The organism is Comamonas sp. Z3 (assembly GCF_008121565.1).
GTDB lineage: Bacteria > Pseudomonadota > Gammaproteobacteria > Burkholderiales > Burkholderiaceae_C > Comamonas > Comamonas brasiliensis.
Genome location: NZ_VOQU01000004.1, coordinates 684854 through 701617 on the forward strand (window position 1 = coordinate 684854; position 16764 = coordinate 701617).

The window sequence follows — 16764 nt, forward strand, 5'->3', positions numbered from 1 at the left end:
AAAAGCCCGCGCTACGGCGGGCTTGCGGGGCATCAAACGTCGTTGGCGCCTGAAATCAAGCGTCAGGCCTTGCGGCTGGAGGCGATCAGCGCATTGACCACGCGCAGCACATTGTCCATATTGCCGGCCTTGGTGCCATCCGTGTAGTAGCGGCCGGCCACGCCCATGGCGGGCACGCCTTCCACGTCATACTCGTTTTGCAGCTGGGTGGCCTTGCGCGCCTGATTGGCCACGGTGAAGGAGTTGTAGACCTCCTTGAACTTGGCCAGATCCACGCCCTGCTTGCCGATCCAGTCAAAGATGGCCTCATCGTTCTTGAGCGGGTTGCGGTCCACGTGAATGGTACGGAACACCTTGGCATTCAGCTGGGGCAGCAGGTTCATGCCTTCCAGGGCGTAGTACAGCTTTTGCTGTGGCACGAAAGAGGCATTGAAGGCCACGGGCACCTGGCGCACCACCACATCGGCGGGCTGGGTCTTGGCCCAGGCTTCGAACTGGGGCTCGAAGGCATTGCAATGCGGGCAGCTGTACCAGAAGAACTCCACCACCTCGACCTTGCCGGCCGGCGCGCTCACGCTGGCGGGCTTGCCCAGCTTGATGTAGTCCTTGCCTTCCCTGGGCGCGGCACCCTGGGCCCAGCTGGAGGAGGTGCCCAGAGTCAGGGCACCGGCGGCAGCTGCCGAGGCAGCCAGAGAGAATTCGCGACGTTTCATCTAAACAAACTCCTGTATCAGGTCTGCAGTATCAGAGCCCAACGGCCCCAAAAAGTTCAGCAAAGTCCTAAATCTCGCACCCGCTGTCCGGGACGCCTCGGGCCGCGGCCTGAGGGCTCCACAGAGAGAGGCTGCACAACGCCTCGCAGGGCCGATTATCGCGCCGCACGCACCAGGGTCGAGTCCACGCCCGCGCCGTCGAGCTTGCCCTTGAGCTGCTCGGCGTCGTCACGCTTGCTGAACGGCCCCACGCGCACACGGAAAACGGTGATGCCGTTTTGCTCACGCTCGCTGATGCGCGACTCCCAGCCCAGCATGGCCAGCTTGGCACGCTGCGCTTCCGCTTCGCTCTGGCCGCGGAAAGCGCCTGCCTGCACAAAGTAGTTGAATGCCGAGTCCGAGGACGATGCTGCCTGGGCCGCCGCCTTTTCCTTGTCGGCGCGCGCCTTTTCTGCCTTGTCGGCCGCTGCGGAGCGCTCCTTGACCAGATCGCCCAGCGGATCGCCCGATCCGGGCTTGGCCGTCTTGTCCGGCGTGGATGGTGCCGGCGGCGTGGTGACTCCGCCGGTTGCGGTGGGCTGCACGGCAGGCGTGGGCGGCGTCACCGTCACTTCGCTGGGCGGGACGGGCGGTGTCACCGGCGCAGGTGCGGGCTGGCGGCTTTGCAACGGTGCGTTGGGGTCCCAGTTCTTGTTGCGCTCGGCCTCAGCCGCATCGCGCTGAGTGTTGTTGCCACCCTTGTTGAGGAAGGGCACCGGTACCTTGGTCACATAGATGGCCACGGCCAGTGCCGCAGCCAGACCGATGACCATGCCAAAGATAAGCCCCAGGATGGTTCCACCGCGTTGCTGGTTCTTCATATCAGTCGCTTAACGCTTTCTGCTTCGATTGTTCCGCTCTCAGATCCATCGCCCCCGCTGCACAACCGGCAGGGGAGCGATGGCCAGGAAACCGGGATTACATGCGCTCGGGCGCGCTCACGCCCAGCACCGCCAGACCATTGTGCAATACCTGGGCCGTGGCGGCGACCAGGGCCAGACGTGCGAGCTTGACCTTCTCGTCGTCCACCAGAATGCGCTCGGCATCGTAGTAGCTGTGATAGCTGGAGGCCAGATCGCGCAGGTAGAAGGTCACGTCGTGCGGCGCGTTGCCTTCGGCAGCCGCGGTCAGCATCTCGGGGTACTTGGCCAGCAGCAGCATCAGGGCCTGGGCCTGCGGGCCTTCCAGTGCGGACAGATCCACATCCTTGAGCGCGGGCACGCCAGCGCCGCCGGCTTCCTGCCAGGCGCGCAGCACGGACTGGATACGCGCATGGGCGTACTGCACGTAGTACACGGGGTTGTCGTTGTTCTGGGCCACGGCCAGATCCACGTCGAAGGTGTACTCGGTGTCGGGCTTGCGCGAGAGCAGGAAGAAACGCACCGCGTCCTTGCTGGTCCACTCGATCAGATCGCGCAGCGTGACGTAGGAGCCGGCGCGCTTGCTGATCTTGACCTCTTCGCCGTTGCGCACCACGCGCACCATGGTGTGCAGCACGTAGTCGGGATAGCCCTCGGGGATGCCTACATCGGCAGCCTGCAGGCCGGCGCGCACGCGGGCAATGGTGCCATGGTGGTCCGTGCCCTGGATATTCACCACCTTGGTGAAGCCGCGCTTGAACTTCTGGATGTGATAGGCCACATCGGGGACAAAGTAGGTGTAGCCACCGTCGGTCTTGCGCATCACACGGTCTTTGTCGTCGCCGTAGTCGGTGGACCTGAGCCACAGCGCGCCGTCCTGCTCATAGGTCTTGCCGTTGGCGATCAGGCGGTTGACCGTTGCCTCGACATGACCGTTTTCATAGAGGCTGGACTCCAGGTAATACTCGTCGAACTTCAGGTTGAACGCCTGCAGGTCCTTGTCCTGTTCATTGCGCAGGTAGGCCACGGCGAACTGGCGAATATTGTCGTAATCCTCGACATCGCCATTGGCAGTGAACTCGCGGTCATCGGCCTTGATGGTTTCCTTGTTCAGGAAGGCCTTGGCGATGTCGGCAATGTAGTCACCGTTGTAGAAATTCTTGGCCAGCGGGTTGTCGCTGTCGGTGGGCCAGCATTCGTCACCGGGCTTGAAGCCCTTGGCGCGCAGCTGGGTGCTCTTGGTCAGGGTGTCGATCTGCACGCCCGCGTCGTTGTAATAGAACTCGCGGTGAACTTTCCAGCCCTGGCTGGAATACAGGTTGCTGATCGCATCGCCGATCGCTGCCTGGCGGCCATGGCCCACATGCAGAGGGCCGGTGGGGTTGGCGGAAACGAACTCGACGAGGATGTTCTCACCGCGATCGGCCTGGTAGCCGAACTTCTCGGCCTGCGCCAGCACCTCGCGCACCACCTCCTGCTTGGCAGCAGGCTTGAGGCGGATATTGAGAAAGCCCGGGCCTGCAATTTCAATCGCATCCACCCATTGCTGGAAGGCGGCAGTAGCCTCCAGCGCGGTCTTGAGCTGCTCGCCCAGGGCGCGGGGGTTGGCCTTCAGAGGCTTGGCCAGCTGCATGGCCGCCGTGCAGGCGAAGTCGCCATGGGCTGCCACTTTGGGGTTTTCAAACGCAGCGCGTGCGCCGGCGCCGGGCGAGAGTGTTTCGAGCTCAGCAGCCAGGGCTGCGAGCAATTCCTGTTTGACGGAGAGCATCGCGGGATTTTACGTGCCGGATTCAAGTCCTGCCGAATCGCTGGCGCCACACCCCTGTTCCAGGGCCGGTTCACGCCCCGCATCGCCCCTGCCGTCAGCAGCAGACAGGAGGTGCAAGGCGGCTTGCCTGCCCATGCCCTGCCAGCAACACCAAGCGGCCCATCAAATGGCAATCATTCTCATTTAAAACTAGAATGCAGCCCATGCCCACGCCCCGCCCCTCTCTCGACCCCATGCAGCAGGCGCAACAGCTGTTTACCGGCCATCACGCCTGGTTGCTGTCAAGACTGAAGGCCAGGCTGCGCAATACGGCAGAGGCACAGGATGTGGCTTCCGAGACCTTCTTGCGCGTGGTCGCAGCGCCCAACCCGGTGCCCATCGATGAACCGCGCGCCTTTCTGACCACGATCGCCAAGCGCCTGCTGTTCACGCTGTGGCGGCGGCGTGAGCTGGAGCAGGCCCATCTGCAGGCCATGAGCGAGAGCCCGCCGGAGCTGGCCCCTTCACCCGAGGAACGGGCACTGCTGCTGGAGACGCTGGACACGATTGCCCATGCGCTCGACGGCCTGAGCCTCAAGGCCCGCCAGACCTTTTTGCTGAGCCAGCTCGACGGCCTGACCTATCACGCCATTGCCGAGCAGCTGGACATCTCGCACAGCACCGTGCGCCGTCATATGACCGAAGCATTTCGCCGCATCGCGATCGCCCAGCTTCATCAGCAGGCCGGTCTGGCACCGGCCAGGGCAGGCCAGGCATGAGCCCGTCGCTCAATCCGGCCACCGAGGCCGCCATCGAGTGGCTGGTCTGCCTGCATTCGGGCCAGATGAACCAGGAGCAACGCCAGGGCTTTGAACAATGGCTGGAAGCCGCCCCCGCCCACAGGGCGGCCTGGCAGCAGTTGCAGGCACCGCTGCAGACTCTGCTGCAGCCCTTGCGCAGCTCGGGCCCCGAGCACGTGGGCCAACTGCTGGGTCAGACCCTGGCCAGCGCCGAGGCCGGCACGCGCCGGCGCCGCCAGATCCTGCGCGGTGCCCTTGCCCTGGGCGGCATAACAGCCGGCTGCGGCTGGTTGCTGGACCGCCAGACGCCTCTCGCACAATGGAGTGCCAGCCTGCGCACCAACACCGGACAGCGCCGTGAATTCACCCTGCCCGATGGCAGCACGGTGACACTGGATGCGCGCTCGGCCGCCGATCTGGCATTCGACGCGGGCCAGCGGCGCGTCATTCTGCGTCAGGGGGCACTGGTGGCCAGAGCTGCACCGCAGACACCGGGCGGACCCGCTTTTGTGGTGCAAACCATGCATGGACAGATACGCGCACTGGGCACGCGTTTCAGCGTACGCCTGAATCCGCAGTTCAGCAGCGTCGGCATGCTGGAGCACAGCGTGCGCATCACGACCGCAGGCGGCGCGCAGCAAGTGCTGGCCGAAGGGCATAGCGCCCGCTTCGATACCCAGGGCATCTGGGCCGATGCCAGCGCGCCCAGCAGCATGGCGGCCTGGCAGCAGGGCATGCTGGAGGCACATGACCTGCCGCTGGGCGAGGTCGTGCAGGCACTGCGCGCCTATCGTCGCGGATGGATTCGGGTCTCGGCGCATGCCGCCGCGCTTCAGGTCTACGGCACCTATTCCCTGGAAGACACCGACCGCGCCCTGGCGGCACTCGCCGAGACCCTGCCCATCCGGCTGCGCAGCTACTCCGGTGGTGCACTGGTGATGATCGAGTAGTGCCAGCCTGAACCGCATCGCCCGATGGCGAAGCCGCTCAAACGGCAGCAAACCTTCGAGACAGCGGTTGCCTCGTTACAGCTTGCCAAAAAATTGAACACTTTTTCTCCGCGGCTCGACAAGCCATGGATAGCTCCTGATCGAGCGCCCGGTTTCTCTTGTCGAAAGCAATGCATGCTGCACCACCGTTCCCTGCACCTGAGCGCCCTGGCCCTGGCCTGCGCCATGAGTGCCCAGGCCCAGACCCCATCCCCGACCGCACAACGCCACTACGATATGCCGGCCCAGCCCCTGGGCAGTACCCTCGCACGCATCGCGGCCGATAGCGGCCAGCAACTCAGCCTGGATGCCGAGCTGGTGCGCGGCCACACGGCCCCTGCCCTGCTCGGCAGCTACACCGCGGAGCAGGCCGCGCGCGCCGCCCTGGCCGGCTGCGGGCTGGAGCTGGTGCACACCGCCGGCGGCAACTGGAGTCTGCGTGCAGCGCCAGCCGGCAAACCGGCATCCGCCGCCGAGCCGCAGCAAGGCAGTGGCGCGACCCTGGCGGAAGTGCGCGTGACCGCGCAGGCAGAACGCCATGCCACCACGGAACAGACGGGCTCCTACACCAGCCGCGCCGTCACCATCGGCAAGGGCGAACAGGCCATGAAGGACATTCCGCAGTCCATCAGCGTGGTCACGCGCCAGCTCATGGACGAGCAGAACGCCACCTCGGTCTACGACGCCCTGGCCAGCACCACGGGCATCACCCTGCTGCAAAGCCCGCAGGGCGGCAAATACATCTACTCGCGCGGCTTCGACATCGCCACCCTGCAGTACGACGGGGTCAATGTGCAGCGCCTGTACGGGCGCTCCAGCAATTACGGCGGCAGCACCGCCATCTATGACCGTGCCGAGATTCTGCGCGGCTCGGCCGGGCTGCTGCAGGGCGGCGGCGATCCCAGCGGCGCCGTCAACCTGGCACGCAAGCGCCCGCTGAAAGAGGGCGGCGTCAGCGTCACGGCCAAGGCCGGCTCCTGGGATCGCTATGCGGCCCAAGTCGATGGCAGCCGCGCGCTGAATGCCGAAGGCACGCTGCGCGGCCGGGTCGTGCTGGACATGGAGGACGAGCATTCCTTCATCGACTACGTGAACCGCCGCAACAACACGCTGTACGGCACGCTGGAGTACGACCTCTCGCCCCAGACCAAGGTCAGCATCGGCGCCAGCTACGAGTCCTTCAAGGGCAGGCCCTTCATCTCGGGCCTGCCGCGCTACAGCGACGGGCGCGACATCGCCCTGCCGCGCTCCACCTACCTGGGCGCCAACTGGAACCGCCAGGACAATAGCACCCGCACTCTTTATGCCGACCTGACGCACCAGTTCAACGATCATTGGCGCGCCAAGGTCTCGGCCATCCAGGTGCAGGAAGATGTCTATCTCAAGTACGCCTCCTCACAGCGCGCCGTCAACCCGGCCACCGGGCTGGGCGGCACCGTGGCCAATATCACCGATGCCAGCCAGAAAGCCTCGGGCATCGATGCCAACCTGACCGGCGAATTCACGGCTTTCGGCCGCCGGCACGAGCTGGTGCTCGGCGCCAGCTACAACCACACGCGCCTCAACACCGACTACAGCTCCAAGACCCCGTTCACCCCCATCGACGTGTTCGCGCCCAACCCCTACCGGGCCGAGCCCAGCGATGCCGAGATTCGCTACGCCAACACCGAGAACCGCCTGGCCACCACCCGCCAGCTGGGCGCCTATGGAGCGCTGCGCCTGCAACTGAGCGACCCGCTCAAGCTGGTGGTGGGAGGTCGTGCGGCCTCCTACAAGACCATCTGGGACACGACCGTCACCACACTGGGCACCGCCACCCCTTCGTCCACCCTGCAGGACAACCACCGCTTCATGCCGTTTGCAGGCCTGATCTATGCAATCAACCCCAGCTGGTCGGCCTACGCCAGCTATGCCAATATCTTCAATCCCCAGTGGTCGCTGAACGCTGCGGGCCAGAACCTCAAGCCCATCCAGGGCGCCACCTACGAGGTCGGCCTCAAGGGCGAAATCCTGGGCGGCCGTGCCAACACGGCCTTTGCCCTGTATCGCGTGGATCAGAAAAACCGCGCCACCGAAGATCTGTCCTCGGGCCCGAACTGCCGCGACGGTTACTACTGCTACAGCGACGACGGCCGCGTACGCAGCCAGGGCTTGGACGCCGAGATCAGCGGCGAACTCAGCCGCGGCTGGAACCTGTTTGCCGGCTATACCTTCAACCGCAACACCTACGAGCGCGACATCAACAACCAGGGCCTGGACTTCAATACCTACACGCCCAAGCACATGCTGCGCCTGTGGACCACCTACCAGCTGCCCGGCGCCTGGAGTGCCTTCACACTAGGCGGTGGCGTGAACACCCAGAGCGCCTCCTACCGCAAGATCGGCACGGTGGACATCACTGCGCCCGGGCGTGCCGTGTGGAGCAGCTATGTGCGCTATCAGATCAACCGGCAGTGGCAGGCCTCGTTGAACTTCAACAACATGTTCGACAAGCGCTACTACACCTCGATCGGCAACCTGGTCAACAGCAGCCACTATGGCGATCCGCGCAATGTGATGCTGACGCTGCGCGGCACATTCTGAATGCAGCAGACGTGAAAAAGGCCGCTTTGCAGCGGCCTTTGCCTTTTGCAGGGGCTGGCGCAGACTACATGCCGCGCGCCCAGAAGATGGCAACCACGGCGATCACCGGCACCACATGGCCCTGCCACATCACCCACTTGCGGGTCTGCTTGATCTCATCGGGCGCCGGCAGCTGACCGCTCGCATCCAGCGTCCTCTTCCAGCGGCGGAAGGTCAGCGTGGGCTTGAGCGAGAGCAAAAAGGCGATGACGAACAGCGTCATCTTGAGATGGAACAGCGGCGAGGCCGTATAGGCTCCCATGCCCTTGACGCCCCAGAGCAGGCGCGCAATACCGGTCAGCAGCAGGACGATGGCGGCAATGCCGTAAATCATGTCCAGTCTGGCCAGACGCTGCACCACCGCGACATTCATCCACTCCACACGGCACAGGGCGGCCTGGCTGGTCAGAAACACCACCAGGGTCAGGATCGCCAGCAGATGGGCGCTGGCAAGAACAGCTTCAAAGGTCATGGCTTCATCGTAGCAAAAAGGACGGGTTCAGCGGCCCGGATCGGGCCACGGCGGCCGGTCCATTGTCTACCGTTTCAGGCCCGCTCAGAGATCCACGCCGAGACGAAAGAAGTCCGGCTGGTTGTAGTGGTGCTTGAGATAGTCGATCCACATGCGCACGCGCAGCGGCATGTGCTTGCGCTGGGGGAAGACCACGAAGATGCCGTTGGGCGGCGCCGCAAACTCTTCCAGCACGGGCACGAGGCGACCGGCGGCGATCTCGGCCTCCACCTCCCAGGTACTGCGCCAGGCAATGCCCCAGCCGCCCAGGCACCAGTCGTGCAACACCTGACCGTCGGAGCAGTCCAGCGGGCCGCCCGGCTTGAAGTGCACGACCTCGCTGGTGCCGCTTTCGGGATGCGGGATGCGGAAGGCCCAGCCCCGCGTCTGCGAGGCGTCGGACGACAGCGTCAGGCAGTCATGCTGGGTCAGTTCGCTGGGATGCTTGGGCGTGCCGCGGCGCTCCAGATAGCCGGGCGTGGCCACGCACAGGCGGCGGTTGTCGGCGATGCGCACGCTGACCAGGGCCGAGTCCGGCAGATCGCCCACGCGCACCGCGCAATCGAAGCCCTCGCCCGCCAGGTCGACCACGCGGTCGCTGAGGTTCAGCGAGATGGTGACATCGGGGTGCAAGTCGCGAAAACGCGGCACCAGCGGCGCCACATGGCGGCGGCCGAAACCGGCAGGCGCCGTGATGCGCAGATGGCCCGTGGCCTTGACGCCGCCGGCCGACACACTGGCCTCTGCATTGCACACATCGGAGAGCAGGCGCTGGCAATCTTCCAGGAAGGCACTGCCTTCATGGGTCAGCGATATGCGGCGCGTGGTGCGCACCATGAGCTTGACCCCCAGATGCTCTTCCAGAGCATCCAGACGGCGCCCCATGATGGCGGGCGCCACACCTTCGGCCTTGGCGGCAGCCGTCAAGCTGCCCCTGGTCGCTACCGATACAAAAGACTCAAATGCCTTGAGTTTGTCCATGACCGCTGCTCCTGTCTGTTCCGTGTTGTCTCCTGCTGCGGTAGGGTGCACTATTAATACAAGAGCACATACCGCACAAGCAGTCTTGATTTCTCAAATGTTTTTATCGAAAGTTCTTTAAACAAGAGCGCTGACTGCTATCACTATAAAAGTCATTAATCAACGCCGCATGCCTGTCCCGCATGTGACTTCAGTGCGATATATCTTACTTAGAAGTCACAAGTTGCCAGTGAATCTTTGATGTTTATATATGTTTATATCAAAATTTACCGTTTTCCCTGAGGCAGGAATATCGCTTATTCGCCAGCGCCATGAGCTTGTGGGCACCGTCAGGCGTTAAACCTATGATTTGCAAAACACATTTACAAATCCGCTGCCGCCTGCCTTCATGAGCTTTTCACCCGTTTCTGCCGCCCAACTGGCCGATCTGCTGGGCCGCTCCGGCCAGGGCTGCGCGCTCTGGAATGCCGAGGGAGTGCTGCTCATGGCCACTCCCGCCTGGTGCCAATGGCTGGAGGTGGACGAGGGCGCAAGCCCTGTCGGCCAGCCGCTGCAGCGCCTGCTGCCCGCCAGCATCTGGCACACCCATGGCCAGCGCTTCGCCGCCGCCGCCCGGGGGCTGCGCCAGGAATACGACGACACCCGCAGCGGCGACTTCGGTGCGCAGCGCCACCGCCGCATACAGCTCACGCCGGGAGCCGCCGATGCCCAGGGCCGGCATGAGGTGCTGATGCAGCTCAGCGACATCGACCGCGAATATGCGCGCGGCGAAGTCATGGCCCGCCAGCGCGAGCAGTTGCAGGCCTTGCACGAACAGCTGCGCAGCCACCGCCAGGACGCCGGCGAGCTGGACCGGCTGCGCACCCTGCTGGACTTGCGCACGGCCATGCTGAGCGAGCACAACGAGATGCTGCAGCTGCTGTCGCACGAAATCCGCCAGCCGCTGAACAATGCCTCGGCCGCCATGCAGGCCACGCTCAAGGCCATAGAAGACCTGCATCTGGCCGATGCCGCGCCGGCCACCAGGGCTTTGCTGCGCGCCGAGCATGTGCTGCAGCAGGTGATGGGCACGCTGGACAACACCCTGGCCGCCGGCACAATCTTGGCGGCCGGAGGCAAGGCCGGCGCCTCCAGCGAAACCGATCTGCCCACGCTGATCAAGCTGGTGCTGCACGATATTGCGGCCGACCTGCGCCCGCGCATCGAGATGCAATGGCTGACCACGCCCCGCACCGTGCAGCTGCACCCGGCTCTGATGCGGCTGACGATTCGCAATCTGCTCAACAACGCCCTGGCCTATGCGCCCGCAGACAGCCCGGTGCAGCTGCGCATCTCCGAGTCCGACGAACCGCTGGCGCTGATCCTGGAAGTCATCGACCAGGGCCCGGGCATCCCCGAGGAACTGCTTGCACACCTGTTCGAAAAAGGCGCGCGCGGTCATCACAGCCACAGCCGCCATGGGGCCGGCCTGGGCCTGTTCATCGTGCGCTCGGTCCTGCAGTTGCACCAGGGTACAGTGCAAGCTCTGCCGCACAGTCCGCATGGCACGGTCATGCGTCTGGTCATTCCCCAAGGTCTTGCCGAATAAGGTCCGCCGCCCATGCTGCCTGCCACTCTTGCCCTGGTCGACGACGACACCGATTACCGCGAATTCCTGGCTCAGCACTTGCGCAGCCAGGGGGTGAATGTCACGGCATACGGCGACAGCAGCGACCTGCTGGCCGACGACGCGCCCTATCGCTTCGACTTCTATGTGCTGGATCTGATGCTGCCCGGCGTGGCCGGCACCGAGCTGCTGCGCATCATCCGCAAGCGCACCCAGGCCGGCGTGCTCATCGTCTCGGGACGCCTGGGACCGGAGGTGTTTGCCGAGGTCATCTACGCCGGTGCAGATATGTATCTGACCAAGCCCGTGACCTTCGAGCAAGTGGAACTGGCCGTGCGCGCCGTGCACCGGCGCATCATGACCACGGCACGCACGGCCACAGCCTGGAAGCTGGACAGCCGCCGCAGCCTGCTGACCGCGCCCGACGGCCAGAGCGTGGAACTGGGAGTCACCGATCTGATACTGATGGAGTGTTTTTTGCAGGCCCGGGGCGACACCGTCAGCCGGGACCACATTCGCAGCCTGCTGGCCCATACCAGCGCAGCCGAATCCGACAACAGCCTGCACGCCACCATCTACCGGCTGCGCCGCCGCATCGAAAAGGCAACCCCCGTGGCCGTGCCGCTGCAGTCACAGCAGAAGGTGGGCTACCAGTTCCGCGCTCCGCTGATAGCCGCCTGAGCAGGCCGGCTCGGACCGCAAAACAAGAACGGGCCCGCAGGCCCGTTGCGCGTCTTCAGAGCAGCTGAATCACATCACGAACCTGGACTCCACGTCCGACACCTTGCGCCTGGCCAGGGCCAGGTTGGCGCGGCCGTTGTCCAGCACGTAGTAGATGAAGATGCCGTTGATCTTCTCGGCCGGGCGCAGGATGTGATACTGCTTGCCCAGGGTGATGAGAATGTCTTCGATGCTGTCGTTCAGGCCCAGGGACTGCATGGTCTTCATCTTGGCGCGCACCACCTCGGTATTGCCCGCAGCGGCCAGTTCCAGGTCCACGCCCGAGCCGATGCTGCCGAGCAGCATGCCGCTGTTGTAATCCACCACTGCAGCGCACATGGCGCCATCCAGGGTCATCAGGTCTTGCAGGCTTTCGTTCAGATTCGCCATCAGGAGCTCCTTGGTAAAGATTGGCTGGCCGATATCGGAAGATGCTCAATTTGTTTCAAGCTTAACGAATCATTTCTGAGCGCGGACATCCACTTATGACAGACAAAACCCTGTCATTTGATGGCATGCACTCACTTCAAGATGAAAAAGGGCACCCGAAAAAACCGCCCAATCCACTGCTGAGCCAGACCAGGCGAGCGATCACAGCTATCGCTTCAGGAGAGATCCCGCAGCGCTTTCGGCGCGTGCCGAGGCGGCCGTCGCTGAAGTCGTTGCACAGACCGCTCAGAACTGACGAAGGCTGGCGGCTGCGGTGCATAAAACGCATAAATCCCGCAGACTCCATATAAAAACATCATGAGTTTTGAACTATTTAGGCTATTTATGTACTCAAAGAATTCAAATAAAGTCTCCCCACATGCTGCCCGTGATGGGCAACGACTCCTGAATCCAGAGACATCAACCAGAGGTTTCCAATGACTGATCGCACCCAAGTCCACGGCCTGCAAGTCGCCACCGAGCTGTACAACTTTGTGAACACGCAAGTGCTGCCTGGCACGGGCGTTGACCAGGACACCTACTGGAAGGGCTTCGACGCCATCGTGGCCGATCTGGCGCCCAAGAACGCAGCCCTGTTGGCCGAGCGCGATCGCCTGCAGACGGAGCTCGATACCTGGCACAAGGCCAACCCCGGCCCCATCACCGACATGGTGGCCTACCGCAAGTTTCTGACGACCATCGGCTATCTGGTCGAGTCCCCCAAGGACGCCAAGGCCACGACCGAAAACGTGGATGCCGAACTGGCCATCCAGGCCGGCCCCCAGCTGGTGGTGCCCATCCTGAACGCCCGCTACGCCCTGAACGCCGCCAACGCCCGCTGGGGCTCGCTGTACGACGCGCTGTATGGCACGGACGCCATCAGCGAAGCTGGCGGTGCTGAGAAGGGCAAGGGCTACAACCCCGTGCGCGGCGCCAAGGTCATCGAGTTCGCACGCAACTTCCTGGATCAGGCCGTGCCTCTGGCCTCGGGCTCGCACAAGGATTCCACCGGCTACGCCGTCGAAGGCGGCAAGCTGGTCGTGTCCCTGAAGGACGGCAGCAAGACCGGCCTGAAGGACGAAGCCAAGTTCATCGGCTATCAGGGCGATGCTGCGGCTCCCAAGTCGGTGCTGCTCAAGAACAACGGCATCCACATCGACATCATCGTCAACAAGTCCACCCCCATCGGCAGCACCGATGCTGCCGGCGTGGCCGATGTGGTGGTCGAAGCCGCCCTGTCCACTATTCTGGATCTGGAAGACTCCGTGGCCGCCGTGGATGCCGAAGACAAGGTCAACGGCTACGCCAACTGGCTGGGCATCTTGAAGGGCACGCTGACCGAGTCCTTTGAAAAGGGTGGCAAGGTCGTGACCCGTGGTCTGAACCCCGACCGCGAATACACCGGCGCCGATGGCAAGCCCGTGAAGCTGCACGGCCGCTCGCTGATGTTCGTGCGCAACGTGGGCCACCTGATGACCAACCCCGCCGTACTGTGGGGCCCCGAGCACAAGGAAATCCCCGAAGGCATCATGGACGCGCTGGTGACCACCGCCATCGCCATCCACGACATCAAGGGCAACGGCGTGGGCGGCATCAAGAACAGCCGCACCGGCAGCGTCTACATCGTCAAGCCCAAGATGCACGGCCCCGCCGAAGCTGCTTTTGCCAACGAGCTGTTCGGCCGCGTGGAGCAGGTTCTGGGCCTGCCCGAGAACACCGTCAAGCTCGGCATCATGGACGAAGAGCGCCGCACCTCGACCAATCTGAAGGCCGCCATTGCAGCCGCCCCGGCACGCGTTGCCTTCATCAACACCGGCTTCCTGGACCGCACCGGCGATGAAATGCACACTGCCATGTATGCCGGCCCCATGGTCCGCAAGGCCGACATGAAGACCTGCGCCTGGCTGCCCGCCTATGAAAAGAACAACGTGCTGGTCGGCCTGAACATGGGCCTGCGCGGCCGCGCCCAGATCGGCAAGGGCATGTGGGCCATGCCCGACCTGATGAAGGCCATGCTGGAGCAGAAGATTGCCCAGCCCAAGGCTGGTGCCAACACCGCCTGGGTGCCCTCGCCCACCGGCGCCACCCTGCACGCCCTGCACTATCACCAGATCAATGTGGCCGACGTGCAAAAGGGTCTGGAAAGCCCCAACGCCGACGCCGAGTGCGACGAGCTGCTGAACGCCATCCTGCAAGTGCCCGTGTCCACCAACCCCAACTGGAGCGATGCGGAAAAGCAGCAGGAAGTGGACAACAACGTGCAAGGCATCCTGGGCTATGTGGTGCGCTGGATCGACCAGGGCGTGGGCTGCTCCAAGGTGCCCGACATCCACAACGTGGGCCTGATGGAAGACCGCGCCACGCTGCGCATCTCCAGCCAGCACATCGCCAACTGGCTGCAGCACGGCATCGTCACCGAAGCCATGGTGCGCGACAGCTATGCCCGCATGGCCAAGATCGTGGACGAGCAAAATGCCGGCGACGCCGCCTACAAGAGCCTGGTGGCCAATCCCGATGGCGCGGCCTACCAAGCCGCTCTGGACCTGGTGTTCAAGGGCAAGGAACAGCCTTCCGGCTACACCGAGCCTCTGCTGCACGCCTGGCGTCTGAAGGTCAAGGCCGGCGCTTGATGGCCGGTTATGGCCGGGTAAGCCCGGACCGCTCCTGAATAAGGAGTGGCTTGCGCTTGATATCAATGGATTTGAAAGTTTTTCCTATCTGGATCCGTTGATTCAAGTGTGCAAGCTGCTATCAAAATGCACTCCATGTCCGCACATCGAGTGCATTTTTCTTGACCTCGCCACTCCCGGTGCGGTATGGCTTCTACACTGCGGCCATGCCCATCGATCCTCTCGTAGACGCCAGCCGCTGCCCTCTGTGCGGCCAGCCCAACCAGTGCGCCATCAGCGCCGGCCTGCCGCCGCACAGCTGCTGGTGCATGCAGACCCCGGTTTCCCGGGATGCGCTGGAGCGGCTGCCCGCCGAGGCACGCGGCAAGGCCTGCATCTGCCCAGCCTGTGCGCGGCCGGTTGCCGACGATTCCACCCCTGCCTGATCCTGCGCTCACCGCCTTGCACCTCGGGCATTCCACCACAGCTAGGAGACCTTGATGCCCACCTATCGCATTGAACTGTTTGAAGGCCGCAGCGTTGAACAAAAGCGCAAGCTGGCCGAAGAAATCACCCGCGTGACCACCGAGGTGCTGGGTAGCGCCCCCGAGTCCGTGGACATCATCATCACCGACGTACCTCGCCACAACTGGGCCACCGGTGGCAAGCTCTGGTCGGAGCAGAGCTGAGTCCGGCCGGACCGAGCCCGAACCGCACGCCCTTATGATGGGCCTTTCTCAACCTCAAGCCAGCAAGGAAACCTGCACATGCCCACCTACCATGTCGAAATGATGGAAGGCCGTACCGTCGAACAAAAGCGCAAGCTGGTCGAAGAAATCACCCGCGTCAGCGTTGAAGTGCTGGGCGGCTCGCCCGAATCGGTGGACATCATCATCACCGACATCAAGCGTCACGACTGGGCCACCGGCGGCAAGCTCTGGCTGGACCGCGAATAGGCTGTCGCAGCCCTCTTGCGCAAAGCAGCTTCGGCTGCTTTTTTCATGCAGGCTTGGCAGCGGTTGACGATCTCTGCCATACAGCACCATCATTGACGAAATCATCCATAGATTCTTAGGCTATAAAGCTTTTTTGCTTGAAAGATATGACGAAGCCATGTGCCAGCTGCTTGGAATGAACTGCAACACGCCCACCGATGTGCGCTTTAGCTTCTCAGGCTTCACACAGCGTGCAGGCAATACCGGCGACCACACCGACGGCTGGGGCATCGCCTTCTTCGAAGACAAGGGCCTGCGCCACTTCGTCGATCACGAACGCGCCATCGACTCCCAGATCGCCAAGCTCATCCGCGAATACCCGATCAAGAGCACCAACGTCATCGCCCATATCCGCAAGGCCACCCAAGGCGTGGTCAGCCTGCAGAACTGCCACCCCTTCGTGCGCGAGCTCTGGGGACGCAACTGGGTCTTCGCGCACAACGGCGACCTCAAGAACTTCATCCCCAAGCTGCACGCCCACTTCCAGCCCATTGGCAACACGGACAGCGAGCGGGCCTTCTGCTGGATCATGCAGGAGCTGTGGAAGTCCCATGCCGGTGTGCCCAGCATCGAAGAGCTGACCCACACCCTGCGCGAGCTGGCCGCCAAGATCGCACCGCACGGCACGTTCAACTTCCTGCTCTCCAACGGCGAAGCGCTCTGGGCCCATGCCACGACCCACCTCTGCTATGTCGAGCGCCGCCACCCCTTCACCCAGGCACAGCTGTCCGACGAAGATCTCAGCGTGGACTTCTCCCGCGAAACCACGCCCCAGGACAAGGTAGCCATCATCGTCACCGCCCCTCTGACCCAAAACGAGCAATGGGTCCCCTTCCAGAACGGCGAGCTGAGGGTGTTCGTGCATGGCCAGGCAGCGCCCTACTGATACGCACCAGATCCCCGTCGCCGAATGAAAAAAGAGAGCGCCTAGCGCTCTCTTTTTATGGATTTCCGGTATTTTTGAAGCTGCAATACTTTGACAGCATGCGACAGGCGCTCCTCGTTTTGAAGCACCCAATAAAAAACCCCGTAATCTTGCGACTACGGGGTTTTCACTGTAAGAGCCTGACGATGACCTACTTTCACACGGGAACCCGCACTATCATCGGCGCAAAGTCGTTTCACTGTCCTGTTCGGGATGGG

At 63.4% G+C, this 16764-nt stretch carries 16 protein-coding genes; 10 read left to right on the forward strand and 6 right to left on the reverse strand.

Annotation, left to right across the window (positions count from 1 at the left end):
• Positions 1-62 precede the first annotated feature (62 nt).
• The 3 genes from FSY59_RS15310 to argS all read right to left on the reverse strand — a co-directional run bounded on the left by FSY59_RS15310 (position 63) and on the right by argS (position 3380).
• Positions 63-713 (reverse strand): thiol:disulfide interchange protein DsbA/DsbL, encoded by a 651-nt coding sequence (locus tag FSY59_RS15310; RefSeq protein WP_003060558.1) that lies wholly within the window; start codon positions 711-713, stop codon positions 63-65.
• A 155-nt stretch (positions 714-868) separates the two neighbouring features.
• The gene (locus FSY59_RS15315; protein ID WP_003060555.1) at positions 869-1573 is read right to left on the reverse strand and encodes an SPOR domain-containing protein; all 705 of its coding nucleotides are present in this window, start codon (positions 1571-1573) and stop codon (positions 869-871) included.
• 97 nt (positions 1574-1670) lie between these two features.
• On the reverse strand, positions 1671-3380 hold the full coding sequence (gene argS, locus FSY59_RS15320) for an arginine--tRNA ligase (RefSeq protein ID WP_019043171.1): 1710 nt from the start codon (positions 3378-3380) through the stop codon (positions 1671-1673).
• 194 nt (positions 3381-3574) lie between these two features.
• Between argS and FSY59_RS15325 the strand changes: the two genes are divergently transcribed.
• From FSY59_RS15325 to FSY59_RS15335, 3 genes are all read left to right on the forward strand, one after another.
• Positions 3575-4138 (forward strand): sigma-70 family RNA polymerase sigma factor, encoded by a 564-nt coding sequence (locus FSY59_RS15325; protein WP_148729245.1) that lies wholly within the window; start codon positions 3575-3577, stop codon positions 4136-4138.
• Positions 4135-5109, forward strand: coding sequence for a FecR domain-containing protein (locus FSY59_RS15330; RefSeq protein ID WP_148729246.1), 975 nt, complete (start codon positions 4135-4137; stop codon positions 5107-5109). The genes FSY59_RS15325 and FSY59_RS15330 overlap by 4 nt, the downstream gene beginning before the upstream one ends.
• Positions 5110-5283: 174 nt before the next feature.
• Positions 5284-7731 (forward strand): TonB-dependent siderophore receptor, encoded by a 2448-nt coding sequence (locus FSY59_RS15335; protein WP_255439486.1) that lies wholly within the window; start codon positions 5284-5286, stop codon positions 7729-7731.
• Positions 7732-7795: 64 nt separating this feature from the next.
• Here the strand turns inward: FSY59_RS15335 and FSY59_RS15340 are convergent, their stop codons facing one another.
• Positions 7796-8242: a DUF2214 family protein gene (locus tag FSY59_RS15340; protein WP_003060538.1), complete on the reverse strand. Its 447-nt coding sequence runs from the start codon at positions 8240-8242 to the stop codon at positions 7796-7798.
• An 84-nt stretch (positions 8243-8326) separates the two neighbouring features.
• Positions 8327-9262: a LysR family transcriptional regulator gene (locus tag FSY59_RS15345; protein ID WP_003060536.1), complete on the reverse strand. Its 936-nt coding sequence runs from the start codon at positions 9260-9262 to the stop codon at positions 8327-8329.
• 388 nt (positions 9263-9650) lie between these two features.
• Between FSY59_RS15345 and FSY59_RS15350 the strand changes: the two genes are divergently transcribed.
• Positions 9651-10850 carry a sensor histidine kinase KdpD gene (locus FSY59_RS15350; RefSeq protein WP_148729247.1) on the forward strand — a complete coding sequence of 400 codons (1200 nt, stop codon included), beginning with the start codon at positions 9651-9653 and terminating at the stop codon, positions 10848-10850.
• Between the two features lie 12 nt (positions 10851-10862).
• The gene (locus FSY59_RS15355; RefSeq protein ID WP_003060532.1) at positions 10863-11549 is read left to right on the forward strand and encodes a response regulator transcription factor; all 687 of its coding nucleotides are present in this window, start codon (positions 10863-10865) and stop codon (positions 11547-11549) included.
• Between the two features lie 69 nt (positions 11550-11618).
• On the opposite strand, the gene FSY59_RS15360 is transcribed toward FSY59_RS15355, so the two are convergent.
• A complete protein-coding gene (locus FSY59_RS15360; RefSeq protein ID WP_003060530.1) occupies positions 11619-11978 on the reverse strand; it encodes a hypothetical protein in 360 nt (119 codons plus the stop codon).
• A 476-nt stretch (positions 11979-12454) separates the two neighbouring features.
• Between FSY59_RS15360 and FSY59_RS15365 the strand changes: the two genes are divergently transcribed.
• The 5 genes from FSY59_RS15365 to FSY59_RS15385 all read left to right on the forward strand — a co-directional run bounded on the left by FSY59_RS15365 (position 12455) and on the right by FSY59_RS15385 (position 16507).
• Positions 12455-14647, forward strand: a complete 2193-nt coding sequence (locus tag FSY59_RS15365; RefSeq protein ID WP_003060528.1) for a malate synthase G — start codon at positions 12455-12457, stop codon at positions 14645-14647.
• 206 nt (positions 14648-14853) lie between these two features.
• Positions 14854-15072, forward strand: a complete 219-nt coding sequence (locus tag FSY59_RS15370) for a cysteine-rich CWC family protein (protein ID WP_029158549.1) — start codon at positions 14854-14856, stop codon at positions 15070-15072.
• A gap of 54 nt (positions 15073-15126) precedes the next feature.
• Positions 15127-15315 carry a 4-oxalocrotonate tautomerase gene (locus tag FSY59_RS15375; RefSeq protein WP_003060526.1) on the forward strand — a complete coding sequence of 63 codons (189 nt, stop codon included), beginning with the start codon at positions 15127-15129 and terminating at the stop codon, positions 15313-15315.
• A 78-nt stretch (positions 15316-15393) separates the two neighbouring features.
• On the forward strand, positions 15394-15582 hold the full coding sequence (locus FSY59_RS15380) for a 4-oxalocrotonate tautomerase (RefSeq protein ID WP_003060524.1): 189 nt from the start codon (positions 15394-15396) through the stop codon (positions 15580-15582).
• 157 nt (positions 15583-15739) lie between these two features.
• A complete protein-coding gene (locus FSY59_RS15385; protein WP_029158550.1) occupies positions 15740-16507 on the forward strand; it encodes a class II glutamine amidotransferase in 768 nt (255 codons plus the stop codon).
• Positions 16508-16764: the final 257 nt, after the last annotated feature.

Bases quoted from the DNA above. Each gene is read 5' to 3' on its own strand.
- FSY59_RS15330 (WP_148729246.1), top strand. From the start codon at position 4,135: ATGAGCCCGTCGCTCAATCCGGCCACCGAGGCCGCCATCGAGTGGCTG.
- FSY59_RS15310 (WP_003060558.1), bottom strand. From the start codon at position 713: ATGAAACGTCGCGAATTCTCTCTGGCTGCCTCGGCAGCTGCCGCCGGT.
- FSY59_RS15340 (WP_003060538.1), bottom strand. From the start codon at position 8,242: ATGACCTTTGAAGCTGTTCTTGCCAGCGCCCATCTGCTGGCGATCCTG.
- FSY59_RS15355 (WP_003060532.1), top strand. From the start codon at position 10,863: ATGCTGCCTGCCACTCTTGCCCTGGTCGACGACGACACCGATTACCGC.
- FSY59_RS15375 (WP_003060526.1), top strand. From the start codon at position 15,127: ATGCCCACCTATCGCATTGAACTGTTTGAAGGCCGCAGCGTTGAACAA.
- FSY59_RS15315 (WP_003060555.1), bottom strand. From the start codon at position 1,573: ATGAAGAACCAGCAACGCGGTGGAACCATCCTGGGGCTTATCTTTGGC.
- argS (WP_019043171.1), bottom strand. From the start codon at position 3,380: ATGCTCTCCGTCAAACAGGAATTGCTCGCAGCCCTGGCTGCTGAGCTC.
- FSY59_RS15335 (WP_255439486.1), top strand. From the start codon at position 5,284: ATGCTGCACCACCGTTCCCTGCACCTGAGCGCCCTGGCCCTGGCCTGC.
- FSY59_RS15350 (WP_148729247.1), top strand. From the start codon at position 9,651: ATGAGCTTTTCACCCGTTTCTGCCGCCCAACTGGCCGATCTGCTGGGC.
- FSY59_RS15385 (WP_029158550.1), top strand. From the start codon at position 15,740: ATGTGCCAGCTGCTTGGAATGAACTGCAACACGCCCACCGATGTGCGC.
- FSY59_RS15325 (WP_148729245.1), top strand. From the start codon at position 3,575: ATGCAGCCCATGCCCACGCCCCGCCCCTCTCTCGACCCCATGCAGCAG.
- FSY59_RS15345 (WP_003060536.1), bottom strand. From the start codon at position 9,262: ATGGACAAACTCAAGGCATTTGAGTCTTTTGTATCGGTAGCGACCAGG.
- FSY59_RS15360 (WP_003060530.1), bottom strand. From the start codon at position 11,978: ATGGCGAATCTGAACGAAAGCCTGCAAGACCTGATGACCCTGGATGGC.
- FSY59_RS15380 (WP_003060524.1), top strand. From the start codon at position 15,394: ATGCCCACCTACCATGTCGAAATGATGGAAGGCCGTACCGTCGAACAA.
- FSY59_RS15370 (WP_029158549.1), top strand. From the start codon at position 14,854: ATGCCCATCGATCCTCTCGTAGACGCCAGCCGCTGCCCTCTGTGCGGC.
- FSY59_RS15365 (WP_003060528.1), top strand. From the start codon at position 12,455: ATGACTGATCGCACCCAAGTCCACGGCCTGCAAGTCGCCACCGAGCTG.